Here is a 23,536-nt window from a genome sequence, read left to right on the forward strand (position 1 = left end):
TTCATCCTACAATCCTGTGGCCCACAACAATACGGTGACAAACGGAGCACACAACACAATGGAGTCCACACGATCCAACACGCCACCGTGGCCTTTGAGCAAATGCCCCATGTCTTTCAAGCCAATATCACGTTTGAGCATGGAAGCGCACAAATCACCAAACGTGCCCACCACGCCAATCATGACGCCCATCACCGCCGGTGTCCACCAGCGCGTCACCCACAGCGAAGTATCATACGTGCAGGCAAAAATGACATAGGCTCCAATCATGGCGAACAACATCGAACCGAGCAATCCTTCGACGGATTTTTTCGGCGAAATACGCGGCGACAATTTATGTTTGCCGAACCATGCACCGGCAAACAATCCGCCGGTATCGCTTAGCGCCGGAAGAAACACCAGCGTAAGCGCATGGGACACCGGATGCGCCGCGGTCAGCGGAATGACTAAACAACTGCCGAGCACCGTAATGTACAGCACCGTGAATAGTGATACCGCCACATGACTCAATCTGCTGTGATGCGGCGCTTCGGCATCGTAGCCGAACGATGAGCAGTTGCGCGTCTGCACATCGGTGGTCGAAAGCTTGGTGGCAACCGCCATAGACAACCGGTTTCCAAAACGGACATGTAAACTGGCGGCGATGGACACGGCAATCATCGTGGCCATCGCGCCACACGCCATAGCCACGATATGATGCGGCAACAGATACGTTGCGCCTATCGTGGCGACGGAACCAATCCAAAGCACCATTACGGGTATATGCAATCCGACGGTGGCGAAATCCACCCGTAGCTCCCACAGAGCCAACATCATGAACACAATAATCAGCGCGACAAACACGTCAACGCTAATCAGCAAACATGCCACGATAACAGCGATAAGTACCACCGCCGTAGCAATAGCCTGCGGCATATTGCGACCTGTTTTAGCATTCAGCGAAGCAATGGCTTCCTCGGCTTCTTGAGAACGCTGGTCCTGAGGGTGCATAAATATCCTTCTGCCTCGGATCGGGTAACGAGCTGCTGGTGAAGAATCAAACCTCCATAATTTCCTTCTGCTTACTTTCCAGCAGAGCATCCAACTCATCGGTAACCTGCTTGGTTACCTTATCGAGTTCCTTGAGCAGACGATCGCCTTCGTCCTCACCCATCTCGCCATCCTTGACGGATTTGTCGATGCTTTCCTTGGTCTTGCGGCGAATATTGCGCACCGCCACCTTACCGTCCTCGGCCTTGGTCTTGGCAAGCTTGACATATTCCTTGCGGCGTTCCTCAGTAAGTTCGGGCATGGTAACGCGGATCACGTTACCGTCACGGTTGGGACTGACGCCCAAATCCGAATCACGAATCGCCTTTTCCACCGCAGCGGCCTGTGAGGCATCGAACGGCGTGATGGCCAACGTACGCGGCTCAGGGACACCGATGGAGGCTACGGCCTTGATCGGTGTGGGTGCACCGTAATAATCCACGGTGACCCCATTAAGCAGCGCGGGATTCGCGCGGCCAGTGCGAATGCCGGCGAAGTTTTCCTTGGTGGCCTCGACAGACTTGTCCATCTGTTCCTTGGCCTGAGCAACAAGATTTGCCATGGTTCACTCCTTTATGTGTGCGTGCTGTCGTTGCTTATACAGATTGGCATGATGCCGAAACACTATTCGGCCAACGCCGATTGCGCGTCGGACACGATAGTGCCGATTTGCTCGCCCAGCAGAGCGCTGGTGACATTGCCAGCATCCTCCAAACCGAATACGCGGATGATCTGGTGATTGTCACGCGCCATCGACAGTGCCGAAGCGTCCATCACCGCTAGGTTGTCCACCAGCGCACGGTTGTAGCTCAACGTCGAGAATCGGCGGGCCTGGGCGTCCTTGCGCGGATCGGAAGTATACACGCCGTCCACGCCGTTCTTGCCCATCAGCACTTCGTCGCAATGAATCTCCAGCGAACGCTGAATGGAAACCGTGTCAGTGGAGAAGTACGGCATGCCGGCGCCAGCGCCGAAAATCACCACACGCCCCTTTTCCAAATGGCGAATGGCTTTAAGCGGGATATAGGGTTCCGCAACCTGACCCATGGTGATGGCAGTCTGCACGCGTGTGGCTTGACCCTCCTGCTCCAGGAAATCCTGCAGCGCCAGGCAGTTCATCACCGTTCCGAGCATGCCCATGTAATCGCCACGAGAGCGATCGATGCCAGCCTGCTGCAGCTCGGCACCACGGAAGAAATTGCCGCCGCCGACGACAATCGCCACCTGCACGCCCTGCGATACAGCGGAGACAATCTCTTGGGCAATACGACGAATCACCGTGGTGTCAATGCCGACGGCCCCGCCGCCAAAGGCTTCTCCCGAGAGTTTGAGCAATACCCTACGTGATTGGTTCAACGGATGTTCAACAGCCATCTTCACGGCCTTTCTGCACATATGTGTGTGTCGGTACTGCCCTTCAGAATATCGGTAAATACCGACAGACCGCAGGATGAACGTGGCTACGCGTGGTGGATTGACATATGGGTACACCCACATACGACAGCGGGGTGCATACCAGTATGGCATACACCCCGCTTGGGCCGTTTCGTCATAGGTCGACGACACGATGGAACGTAGAATTACTCCTCTTCGCCCTTGCCCACCTCAAGACGCACAAAGGCAACGGCGTTGCCGCCGACCTCCTTGAACAGGTCGCCGATGGTCTTGGACGGATCCTTGACGTAGGCCTGCTCGAGTAGCACGTTCTCCTTGAAGAACGCGTTGAGACGGCCTTCGACAATCTTCGGCACAATCTGTTCCGGCTTGCCCTCGGCAAGTGACTTCTCGGTGGCGACGCGACGCTCGGATTCCAGCACTTCAGCCGGGACATCCTCACGGGTCAGCCACTGAGCGCCCATAGCGGAAATCTGCAGGGCGGCTTCGTGAGCCACCGAAGCGCCGGCCTCGTCGGTGGCGACCATAGCCACAATGCTCGGCGGCATTTCCACGGACTTCTTGTGCGCATAGATCTCGACGTGAGGGCCTTCGATCTTGGCGAACTGGCCGACCTTGACATGCTCGCCAAACAAAGCGGCGGCCTCTTCGACGGCTTCCTTAACGGTGCCCTGCGCGGAGGAAGCCGCGGCCAACACCTCGTCAACGCTGGACGCACCAGCCTTGACCGCATCGGCCAGGACGCTATCGGCAAACTCGACGAACTTCGGGGTCTTCGCCACGAAGTCGGTTTCCGAGTTCAGTTCCACCGCGAAGCCAGCTTGTCCGTTGTCGGTAGCGACAACGCTGGAGGCGATGGTACCTTCCTGAGCCTTACGGCCTTCACGCTTGCCAGCGGCCTGAATGCCCTTGGCGCGGATGATTTCCTTGGCGCGGGCCACGTCGCCTTCGGCTTCGACGAGCGCATTCTTGACATCCATCAAGCCGGCGCCGGTCTCTTCGCGGACCTGCTTAATCAAAGCTGCACTAACTGCTGCCATTGGTTGCTCCTTCAATATTGTGCGGTGACGGCACGTCTAAGCGATACCGTCACCACGAGATCCATCGGGGAATCAGGCCTGCTCGCCCTCAGCGGCGGGAGCCTGCTCGGCGTTCTCGCTGGATGCGGAACCCTCAGCAAGCAATTCCTTCTCCCAAGCGGCCATCGGCTGCTCGGAATCGCCTTCGGTCTTGGCGGCCTTACCGGAACGCTCCAACAGACCTTCGGCCACGGCGTCAGCCATGAGGCTGGTCAGCAATTCGATGCCGCGGATGGCGTCATCGTTCGCCGGAATCGGATACTCCACGGTCTCCGGGTCGGTGTTGGTGTCGACGATCGCCACCACCGGGATCCCCAGCTTGTGAGCTTCCTCAACAGCCAGCGATTCCTTGTTAATGTCGACCACAAACATCGCCGAAGGCGTGCGGGTCATGTTGCGGATACCGCCGAGCTGCTTGCTCAGCTTGTCCTTCTCGCGCTCCAGGAGCAGCAGCTCCTTCTTGGTCAGACCGGAGCCACGCACGTCGGAGAAGTCCATCTCCTCGAGTTCCTTCAAGCGGGACACGCGCTTGGACACGGTCTGGAAGTTGGTCAGCATACCACCGAGCCAACGCTCGGAGACATACGGCATGTTCACGCGGGTGGCCTGGGCGGCAACCGCTTCCTGAGCCTGCTTCTTGGTGCCGACGAACAGCACGGTGCCGTTGTGAGCGACGGTGGCCTTGATGAAGTCATAGGCGGCGTCGATCATGTCGAGCGACTTGAAGAGGTTGATGATGTGAATGCCATTGCGCTGGGTCAGGATGAACTGCTTCATCTTCGGGTTCCAGCGGCGGGTCTGGTGGCCGAAATGCAGGCCGGCCTTCAGCATGTCGCTCATCGTAATCTGAGCCATGGTACTACTACCTTTCTTGTCGGTTCTTGCCTGGCCATGCGAACCTGCGTGCAGCTTTTTACCGAAAACGGCAAAAGCCGACCGACACAGGCCGTCGCGGACATGGCGCGAAATCGTGCGTCGGGTTGACTACACAATACAGCGAGCCTTACAGCCAGCGACTGCCATAACGCTCAATGACGCACAAATCCCCATCATAGCAGCAGGGCGGACCATATCGGCCCGCCCTGCTGCGCTCGTGAGCATACCCGCACGAAGCGGCACTCCCCCTATGATTGGCGTTGCCGCATGTGGCGCAACGCCTCGCGTCGCTCGTCTCGCTCAAGCCGGTCGAGGTAGACATGGCCGTCCAGATGATCGCATTCATGTTGCAACATACGCCCCATGATGCCACGACCCTCAAGCACCACCGGCTTGCCGTCCAAATCGACGCCGCGCACGCGGGCATAATCCGAACGCCGAGTCTTGTACCATAGCCCGGGCACCGAGAGGCATCCCTCATCGCCATACTGCTCGCCGCTACGCTCCTCCATCACCGGATTGAGCACATAGCCAATGGTGCCGTCGATATTATACGAAAACGCTCGAAGACTAACGCCAATCTGGTTGGCGGACAGGCCGGCGCGCCCCGGATCATTGACCGTATCCAACAAATCCTGCACCAGACGGCGCACCGCCGGGGTAATCTCGGTGATGGAATCGCACGGCGTGCGCAACACGGGGTCGGGAACGACACGAATCTCACGTACGGTCACAGTCAATTACTCCTCATTGTTCGGGGCGACGCCCTCGGCGCCATCCATGGATGTCTCATGTTCGCTCGACTGGCGGCGAATGCGTTCGGAGACGGTTTTCGCCTGATCCAACGCTTGCTTGACCTTAGGGGTCATGCTTTCCTGCGCCTGCTTGACGGTTTCGGTAGTGCGGTCGAGTATCTTCACCGTCGTCGGCACCGGACGGCTCGACGTCTTGGGAGCATAGAGCACATCCTCGATAAGATCAGCGTAACGCTGCAACACCTTGGGGCGCACAACCTTCATACTGGCGGTTAACGTGCCGTCGGCCTGGTTGAATTCCTCGTCGAGCACCACGAACTTACGCACCGATTCGGCACGGGAAACCCCGCTGTTCGCCAAATCCACATACTGCTGAATCAACGCACGCACGATGTCGCTATGGGCGATTTGCGTCATGCTCATGGAATCGTCCAAGCCTTGCGAGGCTAGCCAGGAACGCACCATCTCCGGTTCCAGCTCAATCAACGCCGCGACAAACGGTTTGCCGTCGCCGACTACCACTGCGTGCGAGACAATCGGACACGTGGCGATGATGTCCTCAAGCGGCGCAGGACTGATATTCTTACCGCCAGCGGTAATGATGATGTCTTTCTTGCGCCCGGTGATGAACACAAAACCACGATCGTTGATGGTGGCCAAGTCTCCGCTGCGCAACCAGCCATCCTCACCCAACACATCAGCGGTCATGGCCGGCTGCTTGTAATAGCCCAGGAACACGTTGGGACCCTTGATCATCAGCTCGTCATCATCGGCCACACGCACCGAGATGCCCGGGCCGGGCCGACCCACTGAGCCAACCTCGTTGGCATCCTCGAAATTCACTACGCACGGTGCCGCAGTTTCGGTCATGCCATAGCCCTGGATAAACGTGATGCCGTCGAATCCGTTGAAGAAATGCGCCAAATCGGCGTTCATCGGCGCACCGCCGCAAGCCAGATACCGCAGATTGGGGCCCAAGGCGGACCGAATGGAACTGCCCACAGTCTTCATATAGAAGCTGTGGCGCACGCGCGCGCTCCATGAATGCCCGCGGCCCTCCTGCTCGTCCTTCGACCACTGCACGAAATGCGCGAATGCCGCGGCGAATACACGGCCACGCAACCCGGCCCCAGCTTTTTGCGACGCCGCATTGTGCACCTTTTCAAACACGCGGGGTACGCCCAAGAGATACGTAGGCTTGAAACTGCGCAAATCTGACAATAAATGCTTGGCACTACCGATATACCCCACCACGCCATGCGAACCGATGGCCACGTATTGAATATACCGCGCGAAGCAATGCGCCAATGGAAGGAACAGCAACAGTCTGCTGGGCTGATACAGCATGCCGTCAAGCACGTCATATCCCGCGAACACGATATGGGTGAAATTACGATGCGACAGCATCGCTCCCTTTGGCTTGCCCGTGGACCCGGACGTATACACGATGGTAGCCATATCGTCGGCACGCACCCGCGCGATGGCACGGTCCAAGGTGTCGTCGCTGACCGTTGCGCCAAAATCCGCAACCGCGTCAAGGCCTTCCGCTTGGAAATTGAACACATACCGCAAGCCATGATGCTGCTCACGAATCTGTTCCAACGTCTGCGCGTGCGCTTCATCGCCCGCGAAAGCAATCACCGGCTCGACCTCGTCAACAATGGACTGCGCCTGCTTGAGCGAGTCCGTCTCGTAAATGGGCACGCTCACTGCACCAATGGCCGCACATGCAAAATCCACGACTCCCCAGTCGTAACAGGTGGCCGAATACAGCACCACCATGCTGCCCGGCTGAACGCCAAGTGCCATCAGTCCCTTAGCCACAGCACGTACACGGTCCAACATATCGGAGGCGCGCACGCTGTGCCATTGGCGCGAGGCATCCTGCCATTGCGCTACCACGGACTGAGGCTCGCGGGCCGTCCGGTTGGCCAGCAACGAAAATATCGTGTCATCTTGAGAGGTCGGATGGATGACGTCTACCGAAAATTCACGCATAGTCATCACTATAGCGCGACACACCAGTTCGCCGTGCGAGCAACATACTAGCCAATATCAGCTAAAGTGCACAGCCACCGGCAGCCATGGCGTAACAACACCACGCACGCCCAGTAATGCATTGTGCCTACTGACAGCCCAATGGCTGATTCAAAGCGGGACGGACTGACCAATACCCCGTTCACCGTGCGCGGTACCGAAGGCAGTAAATGTACCGCACGGCGGTATTCCTCCGAAGCCGGAAGCGGATCCTTCAGCAACGCGGCCATATATGAAAGCCGACGAAGACACTGTTCACTAAGCAACGAACGCAATGATTCCAGCGGCCTGCGGCCATGCACGGCATCGATGGACATGCAGGCGATACGGCACGACAACAACGCCAGCGCATGACCTTGCCGATCGTTGAACGGCGAATCGAAACAGTAAGCAATATGATATGGCACTGGCTTGGGCGCCAATTCCATTTCGATGACGCCATCTTGAGGTGGCGGCAAAGTGCAGGTTCGCACATGGTCGGGGGCATCTGGATCATATGGGGCACGCAACACCATGGTCTGCTCCTTCTATCGACGGATATCTCATGCCGATCCTCATCGATTGGCATGATTCCAGCAGACCACATATCAATATGCCCCGTCAAGAGAACGGGGCATATTTGTGGATATGTGTATAACTTAATGTTGACAGTTATACAACTGTGGTTAACGCTGTTGCGGAGCAACAACCACTCCACAGCGTTGGAAGCTCTTGACGTCCACATACCCCGTCGAAGCCATGGCACGACGTAGCGCACCAATGAAATTCGTGGTGCCATCCGCCGAGTGACTCGGCCCAAACAGAATATGCTCCAATGAATCAACCGTACCGACCTGCGAACGATATCCGCGCGGCAGCGCAGCATGACGTGCCTCGGCTCCCCAATGCGTGCCACGACCAGGCGCCTCAATCGCACGCGCCAAAGGGGCGCCTAGCATCACCGCGTCCGCTCCCATTGCCAGGGCTTTGACGAAACTGCCCGAGGTACCCATGCCGCCATCGGCGATCACCTGCACGTAACGGCCGCCGGACTCATCCATATAATCCCTGCGAGCTTCAGCCACATCGGCGATGGCCGTGGCCAACGGTGCATGTACACCGATCGTCGAACACGTCGCAGACACCGCGCCGCCGCCAAAGCCAACCAGCACACCTGCGGCACCCGTGCGCATCAAATGCAAAGCCGCCGTGTAGTTGGCTGCGCCGCCGACAATCACCGGCACATCCAAGTCATAAATGAACTTCTTCAAATTCAACGGCTCGTGGTCGCTGGAGACATGCTCGGCGGACACCACCGTGCCACGAATCACGAATAAGTCGACACCAGCCTCCAACACCGTTCCATAGAACTGCTGCGTCAGCTGAGGAGATAACGCACCAGCCACAGTCACACCGGCGTCGCGAATCTCATGCAGACGCTGGGTAATCAGCTCAGCACGAATTGGCTCGCGATAAATCTCCTGAATGCGCCGCGTGGCATGCTCGGCATCCAGCTGCGAAATCTCTTCCAATAGCGGTTCCGGATCGTCATAGCGAGTCCAGACGCCCTCCAAATCCAACACACCCAAGGCGCCCATACGGCCCATGGCAATCGCTGTCGCCGGACTGGTCACCGAATCCATCGGTGCGCCAATCACCGGCACGTCGAACTCATAGGCATCCACCTGCCAAGCGGTGGATACGTCCTTGGGATCGCGCGTACGCCTCGACGGGACAATCGCAATATCGTCCAAGGAATACGCCATGCGACCTTTTTTACCCAAACCGATTTCAATTTCCTGAGACATGTCTTCAAGGCTAGTGCGCGCCGGTGACACCACTACAGCGGCATTGCACGTCGACATCATAGAAGGCGTTTCTCCATACGGACGCCGAAGCCTATTGGAAACACAAGTCCGCTAAAACAGTACAACGTCAGCACAAACCGCCGAATCCGCACCGCTGTAGACAACTCCACCACATGACGCCACCACTGCACAAGATGGGAGGATCCATGAAGAAAATCCATGTAACCGGCACTGTCGTCGAGCTCGACGGCGATGAGATGACCCGCATCATATGGAAAGCGATACGCGAGCGCCTGATTCTGCCCTATCTGGACATCAACCTCGACTATTACGATCTGGGCCTGCCCAACCGCGACGCCACCGGCGACCAAGTGACCATCGATGCCGCGCATGCGATCGCACGCGAACACGTGGGAGTCAAATGCGCTACTATCACCCCCGACGAGGCGCGGGTGCGCGAATTTGGCCTATCGCATATGTGGAAGTCACCCAATGGCACCATTCGCAATATTCTCGGAGGCACCATCTTCCGCGAGCCCATTGTCATGCATAACATTCCACGGCTGGTGCCCGGCTGGGACCAGCCCATCGTGGTGGCCCGTCATGCCTTCGGCGACCAATACAAGGCGACGGATTTTCTGGTGCACGGACCAGGTCGGCTCACGGTGACGTTTACGCCCGCCGACGGCGGCGAACCCATCGAACATGTGGTGTATGACTACGCCTCCAGTGGTATCGCGCAAGTGCAATACAATCTGGATGCCTCCATTCGCGGCTTCGCCCGCGCCTGCTTCAACTATGGGCTGATGCGCGGCTACCCAGTGTATCTGTCGACCAAAAATACCATTCTCAAGGCATACGATGGCCGGTTCAAAGACCTGTTTGCACAAGTGTATGACGAGGAGTATCGCACGCGTTATGAAGAGGAAGGCCTGACCTACGAGCATCGGCTCATCGACGACATGGTGGCCAGTTCGCTCAAATGGCACGGAGGCTATGTATGGGCCTGCAAAAACTACGATGGCGACGTGCAGTCGGATACCGTGGCTCAAGGCTTTGGCTCGCTAGGATTGATGACGTCCGTTCTCATGACCGCCGATGGTCAAACCGTGGAAGCGGAGGCCGCGCACGGTACGGTCACGCGTCATTATCGACGCTATCAGCAAGGAGAACTTACCTCCACCAATCCCATTGCCTCGATTTATGCCTGGACGGGCGGACTGAAGCATCGCGCCAAGCTGGACGGCACTCCGCAGCTGCGTGAGTTCGCCGACACGCTGGAGCGCGTGGTACGCGTCACTGTCGAATCAGGCACAATGACCAAGGATTTGGCGCTGCTGATCGGCCCCGATCAGCCGTGGATGGATACGCAGGGCTTTATGGATGCTTTGGACGAAGCGCTGGCCAAGGCCATGCATACGGCACACCACGCATAGTACCGGCATGACGCCGCCTAGCCGTGTCCCATCGTCGCCTGCGCCTACAATCGAGTGATACGGATAGTGGCGTACTGGTGTAAAGGAAGCAATATGGCTATGGGTCGTCGTTCATGGCGCGCCGTCGCAATGGCGGCATGCCTGCCTTGGGTGTTGGTTGCCGCGTTGACGGGATGCGACAGCGGTACCGCGGACAATGCGGCGACGAACGACGACAGTGCGTCGAATAGCGAAACAACACCCGGCACGGTGGCGATCTTCACACCTGACAACGCCTTGAGCATCTCCTCCAAGGTCCCGCTGAACACGTGGGCGAAGTTCACTGCATCATTGCATGGCGTATTGGTCAAGCAGGGCGTAGACAAGCACGATATTGAAAGCGTAACGTCATCGACCATGGCCGAACAAAGCCAGGATGTACAAGATTATGTCGTCGACCATGTCAATGACCAAAGCGCCGACGAACAACGCCGATCTTCCTCCAAGGACGCCCAGTCGTCGGTGGCCCCCACTGCCGGCGCGGATACGCTGATTGTGGCGCCGGTAACCAATACCCGCGATGTCACACGACAGTATGGCGATTACGTGACCCAGCCGACTACCGAGAACGTCGCGACGGTTACCGACGATGATGCCGCCAATGCGAATTCCTCCAGCAACGGCGGCGACGCCGCCACTAGCACCGATACAAACTCCGCCGCAACAGAAACAAACACGCATGTCAGCGACGAGTCCCGCCTGGTATCGGCCCTACAACTTGCCAAAGATCACGGCATGCACGTCATCGTGGTGGCCAACCCCATATCGGGATTTACGCCGGATGCATTCGTCAGCATGTCGACCGCACGGGAAATCGGACGCGTCCAAGCCCAGCAGCTGGTTGGCAAGCTGCAACTGGACACCGCCAGCACGGATAACCCCAAACGCATCGAAATACTGCTGCCATGCTCCCCTCAGACACATGACGACACGTCCAACGACGAGGCCGACGCCCAGGAACCTTCCGACGCATCCGCAGCATTCGCCCAAGAGGCATTTGCCGGAGCCTGGGAAATACTCAAACCCTACTTCCAATCCGGACAGGCAATGTCACCTTCTGGTCTGCTCAATGCAGATACCGCCACGGACGATTGGCGTTCAGTAGCCTTTGCCGCTACCAGTAGCGATGATGTACGCAACGAAGTGTCCAAACGCCTGCCTCTCAGCGAAGCCAATACGCACACCCGCATCGACGGCATCATAGCCATGAATGACGAAACCGCCGCCTACGTGATTGACGAATTGCATGATTTGGGGTACACCGGCAGTGCCGCCGATGTCAATCCTTCCATTTCCATCGCCGATATCGTCAGTAATATCGCCGGCAACAAAGACCTGTCACGCAAACCCGTGCCCGACCCGATCAAAGAACCGCAATCACATGATGAGGCAGACGAGGACAGCAAGGCCATCGAACAGATTAACAGTCGTTGGCCTATCGTGACCGGATATGGCGCTTACGCTTCGCAAATGCCCTCCATCGTTAACGGGGCTCAATGGATGACTGCGTGCGAAAACCGCGATCAACTGGCACACGACACCGCCATTGTTGCGGTGAAGCTTAGCATGCAGCAACCCATCAACACGTTGTCCTACGTTGCCAGCACCACGGTAAACGGCAACAAGGTTCCCACCATTGCGGAAGGCTTGCTCGCCGTGTCTGCAGGCAACCTCAAGGAGACGCTCATTGATCCCGGGTACATCACGTTGGCACAAGCCGGATTGTAAAAGCCGTTGCGATCGAATGCAGCCCCGACGAACCGGTGATTTCGCAATCGGCTTTAACGGCGAGGCGCGTAGATCACCATGTCAATCAGCTCGCGGTAATGTTCGACAACATTTTGCCGGCGGGCCTTCATGCTAGGAGTCACCAAGCCATTGGCTTCGGTGAACTCATCTTCGACGATTTCAAATTTGCGAATCGATTCAGCGCGAGAAACCAACTCGTTCGCCGCATTCACCGCACGCTCGACTTCCGCCTTGACAATAGGGTTGCGTGCCGCCTGCGACAAATCCTCGCAGGGTCTGGCACCCTTGGATTGCAGCCAAATATTCGTTTCCGACAAATCAAGGGCGATAATGGCCGCCACAAACGGTTTGCGATCGCCGATAACCACGCATTGGCTCACTACCGGCGATGTCATGACCTTGGCTTCCAACTGCCCCGGAGCGACGTTCTTGCCGCCGGCGGTAATGATGAGATCCTTCTTGCGTCCCGTGATGCGGATGAAACCATTCTCGTCGATCGAACCTAAATCACCGGTATGCAGCCAACCGTCCACAATCAGTTGCTCCGTAAGCTCTTCGTGATGATGGTATCCGGCGCATACCGCACGGCTGCGGATGCACAGCTCGTCGTCTTCGGCCACGCCGAATGTGACGCCCTGCAATGGGGTGCCGATGGTGCCGATGCGGTATCCACGGGTGGGATTCACACATGCCGGAGCACAGGTTTCCTGTCATACCATAGCCTTCCAGCAGCGGTAGGCCCACGCCATTGAAGAAGTGCGCGATGGAAGCATCAAGAGGGGCACCGCCCGACACCGCGTATTCCACGCTGCCGCCAAACACATCCATGATGGCTCGATATACCAATCGGTCGTACCATGCATGCGCCACGCGCAATCGCAACGGCATGCGAGCGCCCGATTGTTGGACGTATGACCATCGCCGGGCTGTTTCACTGGCCTGGGCGAAGATATATCCTTTGAGTCCGGATCCTGCTTTTTGCGAAGCGGCGTTGTAGATTTTTTCGAAAATACGGGGAACGGCCAGGATGAATGTGGGTTTGAATGCTGCGAAGTCCGCCAAAATGGTTTTCAGGTTACTGGAAAGGCCTAGCGTGACGGTACCGGCGAAGCAGAAGAATTGCATGTATCGAGCGAATACGTGGGCCAACGGGAGGAACAAGAGCAGGCGGGCGTGTTCGCGCATGGCGATGTCGGGCATGGAACGCACGCCGGAGTAGGTGATGAATACGAAATTGGCATGGGTCAGGGCGATGCCTTTGGGAGCGCCGGTTGAGCCGGAGGTGTAGACGATAGTGGCGATATCGCTGCCGCGTACCGAGCGTATGCGTTCTTCGAGTTCGGCGTCACTGACCGTGCGGCCGAATTCCTTCATCGCTTCGATGGCGTCCACTTCGATGACGTAGACGTCGCGCAGGTCGGGGCATTGTTGGCGTACTGATTCGATATGATCTCGGCGTGTGTCGTCTTCCGCAAAGGCCATGGTTACCTGCGCGTCTTGGAAAATCATCGCAATCTGTGCGGGAGAACTGGTTTCGTATACCGGCACGGTGCGCGCTCCAATGGACATGATGGCCAAGTCCAGCGCCGTCCACTGCCAGCAGGTGTGCGCGATAATGGCAACGCTGTCTGTGGGCATGACACCTCGTGCCATCAAACCTTTGGCCAGCGATGACACCAGCTTCGCGAACTCGCGTGCGCTCATCGTGCGCCATGTTCCCGTCGCGTCCTTGTATTCGATAAGCGCTCCGTCGGGATCTCGTTCGACACGCTCGCGCACAATGGAAAACACATTGGCATCGTCGTTAATGGGGGTTTCTAACGGTTGGGTGAATTCCTGTTGCATATGCGCTCCTGATGTCCGCGATCAAGCTCCCTTATGTTCGGCCATTGTACATGCTGTTGCATGCAAATCGTAGGTTACGGCAAGGGTTTGAGACGAATTGCGCCGCCGCGAATCCTAGACACTGGATCCAGATAGGCGCCTTTGCCGAGCATGACGCCCCAGTGCACGCAGCTATCAGCACAATGATCCGATTGGCCTTGCACGACGGCGAATTGCTGCCCCATCCGCACTGGTGCGCCAACCGGCAACGTGCTTACTGCCGGTTCGAAGGTGGACACCACTCCGTCATGATCAAGACTGACTACGTTTTTGCCGGCAACCATACCTGCAAACCGCAACATTCCTGACGCCGGAGCAATCAAAGCGGCACCAGGGCGAACCGCTATGTCAACGCCGCGATGACCCGCAAGCCATGGCTGTGGCGGACCCGAAAATTCACGGAGCATGGCTCCTGTGACGGGCCACTGCCATGCGCCATAGCAGCCAACCAGATCGTGCGCGTTCCGCGAACGCTGGATGGTCGTCACATACCGCGCCGCGCATGCCGTCGCGGGCGCCCCCTGTTCGGACGCCCCGGCTTGTCGGGGATGAACCCACATTGTCGATGTCACTATCATGGCCGCCAAGGCCAGTGTCCACATTCGCCGGCACTGGCGCTGCGCCTCACGTCTGCGCCACCACAAGGCCCGGCGTCGCCGAACACTCGCATCCATAGCTTTCCTCCTATCGCATACACTCATGTGCACGACAGTGTGACGGCAAGCGTACCTGCCGCGCAAGCGTCACCGGGCTATGTGGTCGAAGGCTTGGCTTTCGGCGTGTCGACAATGCTGCGTAGCGCAGATGGTTGCGCTATGCCGGGAGCGTACATCGTGTTGATTCCCTACGGCACGTCTATTTGCCCGTACTATGGAAGTATCGGGGGTATCTGCCGCGATGGTGCGGACAGGCCGCGATACATCTCACCACAGATGCCCACTATCCGTACGGAAAGGGGCGTCCATCATGAACGCACATACACCATCAGCACACGACACCGGCTGGCACTCCTGGCTCACGCCGCACATCATCGCCATATGGGTGGCGTTCGCCGCCATGATTGTGGTCAACGGATTGGCGCAAACGCGCCTCATCGGCGGCGTCACCACCGCGGAAGTCTCCGATAGCGTACCGTCCTGGTTCACTCCAGCCGGCTATGTTTTCTCCATTTGGGGCGTCATCTACCTGCTCACGCTCGTATGGATGGTCCGGCTTACCCGCACCCTGCACGCGGCGAACACCCCGGCACCCGCACGTGCTCGAGCAATCCTCTTCGTACTCACCTGCATCCTCAACGCCATCTGGCTCATCGTATGGCAGCTGCAATGGTTCGCCGCCAGCATCGTCGTCATTCTCATCATGGCGCTCGCCGTATGGACCTTGCAGCGCATGAGTCTGCGCCAGTCCGACAGTGCTTGGGATTGGGCGCCGCTGTCCGTGTACGGAGCATGGCTTGTGGTGGCTTCGGTGGCCAATATTTCCTTTGTGCTCACTCGCTCTTTGGGTGATCGCTTCGTGCAACCTTGGCCGGCCGTACTCACCGTGGCGGCCAGCGCCATCGTACTGCTGGTGGCCATCTGGATGCGCTACGCACAGCATGACTGGGCGTTCTGCCTGGTGGCACTGTGGGCCACCATCGGCATCGGCGTCAAGCTCATGCCCACATCGACGGTTACGGCCGTCACCATCATTGCACTGGCAGTGGTGGCCGGACTGGTCACCTATGTGCCGTGGGGTTGGACCGCGCCTCGTCTGCAACATGTGGTGGGCGCGGATGCCGAACAACGCGCGGCGCGTGCACGGCGCGAGATGGTGATTTCGCGTTACTTCGCCATGTGGGTGAACCGCGATTTTCATGATATGGACGAACTGTTCAACCCTGAGTGCCGTTATGAGGAATGCACCGGCGCCGTCTACCAAAACCGCGACGAAATGCACCGCTGGGTACGCGCCATGCTGGAACGCCAACAGGTCAGCGCATGGGATATCGATGAATACTGGCACGTCGATGACAACCGTACGGTAATGGTGAGCTGGACGTTCGCCGCCCAGGAAGCCACGTCATATATCTTCGACGGCATCAGCGTCATCCATTTCGACGATGAGGGCCGGATCGAAGCCGTGCGCGAGTTCAAATCGGAACACGAACGACGCTACGACACGGTATGACACAGAGCGTCAATCGACGTCACATATCACACCCATTACAAGTCGGCGGGGCGCATCACAGCACACCCCGCCGACTTGTGCATTCGTCTTGCTCCGCATTAGGATTGTCCACGGCCGTCTCCCCCGCGCATACACCCAGCCATGCACGGCACCGATGACCTCCACGACGGCGATACAACCTGAACCGCGATGAGGCAGTATGAACACAACGACAGCACACCACGCCAACCCCATGGCCACCCGCCCGGTGGGTCGGCTTGCCGTATCGTTGGTTATGCCGGCTTTGGTGGCGCAAACCTGCAATGCGCTCTACACCATCATTGACCGATTGTTCCTGGCTCACATTCCCCACGTCGGCGATGCCGCCATGACCGGCGTGGGTATATGCTTCCCCATGCTACTTGCCGTATCGTCCTTCGCCTCGCTTATCGGCGCGGGCGGCGCACCCTTGGCCTCCATTGCGTGGGGACAAGGCGACGTGCGTAAAGCCGAACGGATTCTTGGCACCTGCGTGGCGGCATTGACGGCAATCGCCATCGTATTGCCGGTGGCGCTGCTACTTGGCAAAAATCCTATTTTGCGAGCCTTCGGTGCCAGCGACATCACCATTGGCTATGCATCGGACTTCATCAGCGTGTACCTGTTGGGTACGATTTTCGTCCAGTTCGCCTTGGGGCTCAACCCATTCATCAGCGCACAGGGCAAGGCACGCGTCGCCATGATGTCGACGTTGATTGGAGCGCTCAGCTCCTTGGCACTTGACCCGTTGTTCATCTTTACCTTCGATATGGGCGTGCGCGGCGCGGCGTTGGCCAATGTTCTGGCACAAGCGCTTTCCGCGATCTGGGTGGTGTCCTTCCTCGCTTTCAAGCGCAGCGTGATACGCCTGCGTTGGCGTAACATACGATGGACGCCTCAGCTGCGATCCATCGTGATGCTGGGAGTCTCCCCATTCATCATGCAGTTCACCGAATGCGTGATTCAGGTGGTGTTCAATGCGAGCCTGCAACGATACGGCGGCGACGCCTATGTGGGAGCTATGACCATCATCACCAGTTTGATGCAGCTGATCACCATATTCTCCAACGGCATCACCCAAGGCGTGCAGCCAATCATCGGCTACAATTACGGCGCACGACACTTCGACCGGGTACGCCGCGCATACCGCGGCATGATGGCGGTACAGATTGCCGTCAATTCAAGTGTCGTGGCAATGTTTATGCTCGCCCCCCGCCCCTTTGCCGCCGTATTCACCTCCGATGCCACCATTACCGGCATTGTGGTCAGCACCCTGCCTGTATTTTGCTGCGGCATGGGCATCTTCGGCATCCAAAACACCGTCCAATGCGCCTTGGTTGGCATGGGGCAAGCCAAGCCTTCTTTCTTCCTTGCCGTGTTTCGTAAACTGATATTGCTGGTACCTTTGGCACTGATACTGCCTCACCTTGGTTCGTTGGGCGTGTGGGGCGTGTTCATCGCCGAACCCGTCAGCGACATTACCTCCGCAATTGTGGCAGGCATACTGTTCCGCTGCGTGACACCCAAGCTGCTGACACCCTAGCCGCACACACGACCACCGGCGACAACCGTTCGGGTGGCTTCGCTAAGATACAAATGGAGTGCGTCCGCGACGCCGGATCTGCCGGCGCAATGCGTTATCCAAACGTAAGGACGCCCATGAACGACACCACACGACATATACCGAGGGAAGGATTGCGGCATGGCCATCGAAGCGCGGGAACTGGAGATTCAGATCGGCGCCAGGACCTTGCTGCACGCCACCAACTTCCATGTGTCCAAAGGAGACAAAATCGGTTTGGTCGGCCGCAACGGCGCAGGCAAGACCACGCTGACCCGCGTAATCACCGGCGACATGCTTCCCTCGGCAGGCGCGGTGCGTCTTTCCGGCAAACTCGGCTATCTGCCGCAGGATACGCATGCCGACGATCCCGAACAAAGTGCCCTGGACCGCATGATGAGCGCCCGCGACATCGCCGCCATTATCAGCCGTATCCGCAAAGCGGAAAAGGAGATGACCGACCCGGATCCGGACGTCATGACCCGCGCCATGAATCGCTACGACAAGGCCATGCAGGATTTCGACAAGGCGGGCGGGTACGCCGCGCAGTCGGAGGCCATCGCCATGGCGTCAAGTCTGGGTCTGCCCCAGGAAGTGATGCAGCAGCCTTTGGGTACATTGTCCGGTGGTCAGCGCCGTCGCATCGAGCTGGCCCGCATCCTGTTCTCCGACGCCGACACCCTGATTCTCGACGAGCCGACCAACCATTTGGACGCCGACTCCATTGAATGGCTGCGCGGGTATCTGAAAAAATACGAAGGCGGCTTCATGGTGATCTCCCACTCCACGGAGTTGTTGGACGACGTAGTGAACAAGGTATGGCATCTGGACGCCCAGCGAGGTGCCATCGACATGTATTCCCTAGGATGGAGCGCGTACCTGCATCAGCGCGCGGTCGACGAGGAACGTCGCCGTCGCGAGCGCGAGGTCGCCGAAAAGAAAGCCGAACGACTGATGAAGCAGGGCATCCGTCTGCACGCGAAAGCCACCAAGGCGGTGGCCGCGCAGAACATGATGCGCCGAGCCGAACGACTGTTGTCGGAAACTTCCGAGGCCCAACGTCAGGAGAAGGTCGCCGACATCCGCTTCCCAGAACCGGCGCCATGCGGCCGCACGCCGATCATGGCTAGGGATATCGCCAAGGCATACGGCGACAACATCGTGTTCACCGACGTCAACCTAGCCATCGACAAGGGTTCGCGCGTGGTGATTCTGGGCTATAACGGCGCGGGCAAAACCACCACCCTGCGGCTGCTGGCGCATATCGAAGAACCTGACGACGGCGAAGTCGAATATGGGCACGGCTGCAAGATCGGCTATTTCGCCCAGGAGCACGATACGCTGGATCTGGACGCCACGGTGTTGGAAAACCTTACGCATGTGGCTCCCGAACTCAACGACACCCAGGCGCGTTCGATTCTCGGCAGCTTCCTGTTCTCCGGCGACGACGCGCTCAAGCCAGCCCACGTGCTTTCCGGCGGCGAGAAAACCCGATTGGCGTTGGCGACCTTGGTGACGTCACGCGCCAACGTACTGCTCCTAGACGAGCCGACCAACAACCTTGACCCGGCCAGTCGTGAGGAAATCCTCAAAGCCATAGCCAAGTACGAGGGCGCCATCGTGTTGGTCACCCACGACGAAGGCGCGGTGCGCGCATTGAACCCCGAGCGGGTGCTGCTCATGCCCGACGGCGACGAGGATTTGTGGAACGACTCCTACTACGAGCTGGTGGCCGAAGAATAGGCTGCCCTCGCGCCCCGCGGCCCATGCCATTACGGCCGCGCGAGCCGTGGGGCGCGTACGAAGCTTGCGCACCCCACGGCATCGCAAGCGCATGCCCCACGTGTTACGTCGACTCGCGCGCGGCCTCGGCGGCCTCCTCGCGCCGAGCGATCAGCCGGCTGCCCTCTTCTCCGTCCCAACGGTAGAATCCCTGGCCGGTTTTGCTGCCCAGCTGTCCGGCCTCAACCTTGGCTCGTAGCAGCTCGCCGGGCTCCTCGCTGTTGCCGGTGTCATGGAACAAATAAGTGCTGATGTTGTAGAACGTGTCCAGTCCGCCCAAGTCGGCGCTGGCGATAGGCCCGACCAGATTCCAGCGGCGGCCCACGTCGAGTGCGTGTGTTTGATGACGCGGGTGAGGTAGCGGAAAGCCTTGTTTAACAGGTGTTTTGCGTGGTTTAATTTTGGTGGGGTGGCTGGCTAGGGCTGTTTGGCTGTTCAGGGGAACTGGTCAACGGGTTTTCGGGGCAAATGCTTAAGAGGGTTGAGCAGTCGATTTTGCTTTTGGCGTTTTTGAGTGGGTGGAATTGATGTTGGAGATTATGACTGGGGAAACAAATAGTTTGTAGAGGTATTGCGTATGAGTGATATGTAAATTAATTACCTGAAATTATTTATTTGGTCAGTTTAAGGCTTGCACTTGTTGTTGTAGGTATCTTTTTGTTACAACAAAAGAAATAATGTTTCCTGTTCCTTAAATGTGGAGGGTAAGGTAATCCATCATAGAATTTCTAGGTGATGTGAGGGTGAACCCGGCTGTTGCCTTTTATATAAGTGGTTTAAAACTTAATGAAATAAAAACGCGTAAGTTAATTTGGGAGAGTCGAGAATAATGAGTCTAGAGAGAGTAGCTGTGGAAAAAGAACAATACGACGGTAAAGAATATTTTCTTGACATCCTGAACAAAGAATTTCCGCAGGTGCTTTTATCGAACAAATCTGATTATCCACTCAAACTTTGGGCTGCTTACAAGCTGTCTAAGAGCAAAATTGATGTTGATGTATCCAAATGGGCTATGCAGTCGTATATAGCAGACTATAGCTTTTTGAAAGATGCTTCTCTTCAACAACAAGATAAACTAGAGTATAAATTTGAACTCGTTAAAGAAGGGCGTATATTTCGCGCAGATACTATGACCTCTTTTGCAAATTACATTAGAAGATATATTATTTTGTCGCAATCCATAAGAAACATTGGCGGAGAAAGAAGCGCTCATCTCGTACTTAATGGTGAGATAGATTTGAGCGGAGAAAAAGAGCTTATTAGATTCGCTCAACTTACCCATAGCAAAGGCAATTTAATGCCGGTGCCACTAAAATTTAATGTTGAAAGATCTGGGCAGTTTGCAGATTCTGATTTTTGGGATATCACTATGTATGAGATTTTTCAATGGTGTAAAACCGGTGATCAAAGGCATATAAATCTATTATTGAACAGATATGGCAATAATAAACACTTTGCTGAATCGATGTATCATTTCAAAAAATGGATGTCAATCTTTAATCATAATTGGCATAGTTTTGTTAAACAGAATCATCTTCAAAGTTTTGTTAACCAAAGTGATAATGATTGGCGTCCTATAGAATTTTGGTCAGATCATTTTGCGTTTAATCGGAAAATTAATACGTTATCCTTAGCAGAGCTAAGGGAGTCGTTGCAGATAATTAACGCGTGTATTGAAAAGAGAAACACAGAAATTAGCAACGGCATACTAGCATTATAGATTCTTAAACAAAAGTATTTAGCAATGTTGGTTTTCGAAGCGAAAGGATTAAAAGGTTGACTTGTTAGTTTTGTTTTTGGTGTTTTGAGTGGGTGAGATTTATGTCAGGGCTTCTGGGTGGGAAATTTAGCTAAAACCTCACCTTATATTATAAAAGTTTTTTTGGAGGAGCGTGTGTTTTGGTTTGGAAAAAAGAAAGAGGAGTTTCCTAAAGAACAAAATGCGATAGTGTGTCATGAAAATACAGCGTTTTCTTCTGAACTATCTATAAATGATGAAGAAAACATATTACATTTTGATAGTCTCAATTTCAAGCTGGCTATTATTGAGGTGTTGATGTATGAAATGGAACTACTAAAGCCGGCTTTCAACATTTTTGATTTTGCCAGTGAATATGCTGAAGAAGAAATAGATACGGAAAGTATGGAGATTATTGAGCTGGCACTTGCATTTTTTAAAGCATTGCAAATTCCGGCATCTCTAGCTCCATATGTGGAATCGATTTATATGGATGGTGGGAATGAAATCTATATGAATATCATTCCACAGTGGGATGGTGAAGACGGTTGTTTTGATCTTGACGAAGTAACTTTAGCGGAGCTTAAACAGTTCCCTAATCTTAAACAAGCCACCATTATGAGCAGCCACTACGAATCCGTGAAAGCCGTTTTTACTGCTGCCGGGATTGATGTAGAACAACTCTGATGAAATATTTGAAAATGGTATGGGGTCTCTTATCGGGCGATGATGGGTGACTATATCCTCTATTGCCAAGGAAAAGTCTTTGGCGGGATTTACGATAATCGCTTTTTGGTCAAGCCGACAAAATCGGTCCTGGCAATGATGCCAGATGCAAAAAGAGCGTTGCCTTATGAGGGAGCAAAGGAGATGCTCCTCGTCGATAATGTAGATGACCGAGAATTCTTGCAAGACTTAATTCAGGCAATGGTTCCAGAATTGCCGGCGGTTAAAAAGAAGAAAACGACTATAGAATTGTGATTTTACAAATGAGAAAAGTACCAATGTCCCAAATAAAAAATCCAATAAAATTATTTCTACTGCTTAACATGGGAATCTGTTACTTATTCGGAATACTTGAATTATTATTCAAAAATGGACAGTTCTACAAGATATTAGTGATAGGTTTTACGTTCTTTCCAGTTATATGTGTAGTAATTGTCAGACGCTTAACCGGAATAAAAGCAAAATACCATTTGTCTCTGAAGGTATGGAAGAATATGAAGGCCTGGTTGTTTTCAGCTTTTGTTCCTGGCATCATGATAGTTTTGGACGCATTCTCATATTTCATTATTTTTCCACAGGAATATAGTGGTGTATTTAAGTATGGTATGAGACTTGGAACGAATGCACAGCTTTCAATAGAAAATCCGTTTGTTCTGTCAGTAACACTGGTATTGATAGGCGCTATTATGATTCCAATTCAATTGCTTGAACTTGGAGAGGAAATTGGATGGCGAGGATGGCTACTTGGTTTTCAAGTTGAGAAATATGGAGAGAAGAAAGCGGTTCTTATAAATGGAACTGAATGGGGAATATTACATCTTCCGCTTATTTATTTCGGATTCAACCATAGCATGCATAATCCCGGTGCCCCTTGGAGCAACATGCTTATGACGGTTTTTGTATGCATAGTTTTGGGAATCTTTTTTCCTATATCACAATTCGAACAGAAAATTGTATGTATGCAGCGATTATGCACGGTGTGGTTAATGTGGTAGGTGAACTGCCTGTTTATACGACAGTGAGTATGGAAAGCGGTCTGTTAGGTCCAAACCCGACTGGATTGGTAGGTTTGCTGTTTTTATTTGCGCTTGCTATTGTGTTGTTTATTTTGTTGAAATCAAAGAAGGTTGAAAATTAAAGTTGGATTTATATAACTAGACAAATTCCAGTTTGTTTAATTCTTAATATTCATTATTCGTCCTCTATACGTCAACTCAACCGACTGCCCTCACAGCCAGCTTTTTTTATTCCCCTATCTCCACCCCTGACTTGGAGCGCACCTTAATTCTCCCCTCTTTGATGATGACGTGCTCGATGAGGCGACCGATAAGGACTTCGCCAAAGCCGGTGATCTTCGGTTGTTATTTTTGCAGCAAACAAATAACGATCTTCTCTTCTCTTTATTTGCAAAGTTTACTTGACATATTTTGTAAAGCATGCTTTACTATAAATGCAAAGCATGCTTTGCTTGCCAGA

General features: G+C 55.2%; 22 protein-coding genes and 1 pseudogene. 10 read left to right on the forward strand and 13 right to left on the reverse strand.

The genetic code is table 11. The features are described from left to right. Window positions 1-6: 6 nt before the first annotated feature. The 9 genes from AC1AWK_RS03510 to AC1AWK_RS03550 all read right to left on the reverse strand — a co-directional run bounded on the left by AC1AWK_RS03510 (window position 7) and on the right by AC1AWK_RS03550 (window position 8,958). On the reverse strand, window positions 7-990 hold the full coding sequence (locus tag AC1AWK_RS03510) for a phosphatidate cytidylyltransferase (protein WP_476568156.1): 984 nt from the start codon (window positions 988-990) through the stop codon (window positions 7-9). A 46-nt stretch (window positions 991-1,036) separates the two neighbouring features. Beyond that, the gene (gene frr / locus AC1AWK_RS03515) at window positions 1,037-1,591 is read right to left on the reverse strand and encodes a ribosome recycling factor (protein WP_476568158.1); all 555 of its coding nucleotides are present in this window, start codon (window positions 1,589-1,591) and stop codon (window positions 1,037-1,039) included. 62 nt (window positions 1,592-1,653) lie between these two features. Continuing rightward, a complete protein-coding gene (pyrH, locus tag AC1AWK_RS03520) occupies window positions 1,654-2,403 on the reverse strand; it encodes a UMP kinase (protein ID WP_476568159.1) in 750 nt (249 codons plus the stop codon). A 206-nt stretch (window positions 2,404-2,609) separates the two neighbouring features. Further along, window positions 2,610-3,464 carry a translation elongation factor Ts gene (gene tsf, locus AC1AWK_RS03525; protein ID WP_476568161.1) on the reverse strand — a complete coding sequence of 285 codons (855 nt, stop codon included), beginning with the start codon at window positions 3,462-3,464 and terminating at the stop codon, window positions 2,610-2,612. Between the two features lie 72 nt (window positions 3,465-3,536). Continuing rightward, entirely contained in the window at window positions 3,537-4,358 is an 822-nt protein-coding gene (gene rpsB, locus AC1AWK_RS03530; protein WP_476568163.1) for a 30S ribosomal protein S2, read from the reverse strand. A gap of 269 nt (window positions 4,359-4,627) precedes the next feature. Further along, the gene (locus tag AC1AWK_RS03535) at window positions 4,628-5,113 is read right to left on the reverse strand and encodes a peptide deformylase (RefSeq protein WP_476569581.1); all 486 of its coding nucleotides are present in this window, start codon (window positions 5,111-5,113) and stop codon (window positions 4,628-4,630) included. Between the two features lie 6 nt (window positions 5,114-5,119). After that, a complete protein-coding gene (locus tag AC1AWK_RS03540) occupies window positions 5,120-7,138 on the reverse strand; it encodes an AMP-dependent synthetase/ligase (RefSeq protein ID WP_476568165.1) in 2,019 nt (672 codons plus the stop codon). A 41-nt stretch (window positions 7,139-7,179) separates the two neighbouring features. Further along, window positions 7,180-7,686, reverse strand: coding sequence for an Rv3235 family protein (locus AC1AWK_RS03545; RefSeq protein ID WP_476568167.1), 507 nt, complete (start codon window positions 7,684-7,686; stop codon window positions 7,180-7,182). 150 nt (window positions 7,687-7,836) lie between these two features. After that, a complete protein-coding gene (locus tag AC1AWK_RS03550) occupies window positions 7,837-8,958 on the reverse strand; it encodes a GuaB3 family IMP dehydrogenase-related protein (protein ID WP_476568168.1) in 1,122 nt (373 codons plus the stop codon). 206 nt (window positions 8,959-9,164) lie between these two features. On the opposite strand from AC1AWK_RS03550, the gene AC1AWK_RS03555 reads away from it, so the two are divergent. Together AC1AWK_RS03555 and AC1AWK_RS03560 are read left to right on the forward strand one after the other, a co-directional pair. Then, window positions 9,165-10,394 (forward strand): NADP-dependent isocitrate dehydrogenase, encoded by a 1,230-nt coding sequence (locus AC1AWK_RS03555; protein WP_476568170.1) that lies wholly within the window; start codon window positions 9,165-9,167, stop codon window positions 10,392-10,394. Between the two features lie 93 nt (window positions 10,395-10,487). Next, a complete protein-coding gene (locus AC1AWK_RS03560) occupies window positions 10,488-12,161 on the forward strand; it encodes a substrate-binding domain-containing protein (protein ID WP_476568171.1) in 1,674 nt (557 codons plus the stop codon). A gap of 53 nt (window positions 12,162-12,214) precedes the next feature. On the opposite strand, the gene AC1AWK_RS03565 is transcribed toward AC1AWK_RS03560, so the two are convergent. From AC1AWK_RS03565 to AC1AWK_RS03575, 3 genes are all read right to left on the reverse strand, one after another. After that, complete coding sequence (locus tag AC1AWK_RS03565; RefSeq protein ID WP_476568173.1) at window positions 12,215-12,715, reverse strand: hypothetical protein; 501 nt, start codon at window positions 12,713-12,715, stop codon at window positions 12,215-12,217. Further along, complete coding sequence (locus AC1AWK_RS03570) at window positions 12,690-14,027, reverse strand: AMP-dependent synthetase/ligase (protein WP_476568175.1); 1,338 nt, start codon at window positions 14,025-14,027, stop codon at window positions 12,690-12,692. The genes AC1AWK_RS03565 and AC1AWK_RS03570 overlap by 26 nt, the downstream gene beginning before the upstream one ends. A 74-nt stretch (window positions 14,028-14,101) precedes the next feature. Next, window positions 14,102-14,473 carry a M23 family metallopeptidase gene (locus AC1AWK_RS03575; RefSeq protein ID WP_476568176.1) on the reverse strand — a complete coding sequence of 124 codons (372 nt, stop codon included), beginning with the start codon at window positions 14,471-14,473 and terminating at the stop codon, window positions 14,102-14,104. A gap of 559 nt (window positions 14,474-15,032) precedes the next feature. Here AC1AWK_RS03575 and AC1AWK_RS03580 point away from each other — a divergent pair. From AC1AWK_RS03580 to AC1AWK_RS03590, 3 genes are all read left to right on the forward strand, one after another. Further along, window positions 15,033-16,235, forward strand: coding sequence for a nuclear transport factor 2 family protein (locus AC1AWK_RS03580; protein WP_476568178.1), 1,203 nt, complete (start codon window positions 15,033-15,035; stop codon window positions 16,233-16,235). Between the two features lie 199 nt (window positions 16,236-16,434). Next, window positions 16,435-17,796, forward strand: a complete 1,362-nt coding sequence (locus AC1AWK_RS03585) for an MATE family efflux transporter (protein WP_476568180.1) — start codon at window positions 16,435-16,437, stop codon at window positions 17,794-17,796. Window positions 17,797-17,955: 159 nt separating this feature from the next. After that, entirely contained in the window at window positions 17,956-19,557 is a 1,602-nt protein-coding gene (locus AC1AWK_RS03590) for an ABC-F family ATP-binding cassette domain-containing protein (protein WP_476568182.1), read from the forward strand. Between the two features lie 103 nt (window positions 19,558-19,660). Here the strand turns inward: AC1AWK_RS03590 and AC1AWK_RS03595 are convergent. Further along, a pseudogene (locus AC1AWK_RS03595) lies at window positions 19,661-19,921 on the reverse strand (3-hydroxyacyl-CoA dehydrogenase family protein); the annotation flags it as partial. Window positions 19,922-20,446: 525 nt separating this feature from the next. Between AC1AWK_RS03595 and AC1AWK_RS03600 the strand changes: the two are divergent. The 5 genes from AC1AWK_RS03600 to AC1AWK_RS03620 all read left to right on the forward strand — a co-directional run bounded on the left by AC1AWK_RS03600 (window position 20,447) and on the right by AC1AWK_RS03620 (window position 23,198). Continuing rightward, the gene (locus AC1AWK_RS03600; RefSeq protein WP_476568183.1) at window positions 20,447-21,316 is read left to right on the forward strand and encodes a hypothetical protein; all 870 of its coding nucleotides are present in this window, start codon (window positions 20,447-20,449) and stop codon (window positions 21,314-21,316) included. Between the two features lie 162 nt (window positions 21,317-21,478). After that, complete coding sequence (locus tag AC1AWK_RS03605; protein WP_476568185.1) at window positions 21,479-22,021, forward strand: DUF6892 domain-containing protein; 543 nt, start codon at window positions 21,479-21,481, stop codon at window positions 22,019-22,021. A 42-nt stretch (window positions 22,022-22,063) separates the two neighbouring features. After that, entirely contained in the window at window positions 22,064-22,315 is a 252-nt protein-coding gene (locus AC1AWK_RS03610; RefSeq protein ID WP_476568186.1) for a TfoX/Sxy family protein, read from the forward strand. Between the two features lie 239 nt (window positions 22,316-22,554). Then, window positions 22,555-23,055: a CPBP family intramembrane glutamic endopeptidase gene (locus tag AC1AWK_RS03615; RefSeq protein ID WP_476568187.1), complete on the forward strand. Its 501-nt coding sequence runs from the start codon at window positions 22,555-22,557 to the stop codon at window positions 23,053-23,055. Next, entirely contained in the window at window positions 23,031-23,198 is a 168-nt protein-coding gene (locus AC1AWK_RS03620) for a hypothetical protein (protein WP_476568188.1), read from the forward strand. Before AC1AWK_RS03615 ends, AC1AWK_RS03620 begins: the two co-directional genes overlap by 25 nt. Window positions 23,199-23,536 lie beyond the last annotated feature (338 nt).

It is taken from the genome of Bifidobacterium sp. LH_491 (genome assembly GCF_056356495.1).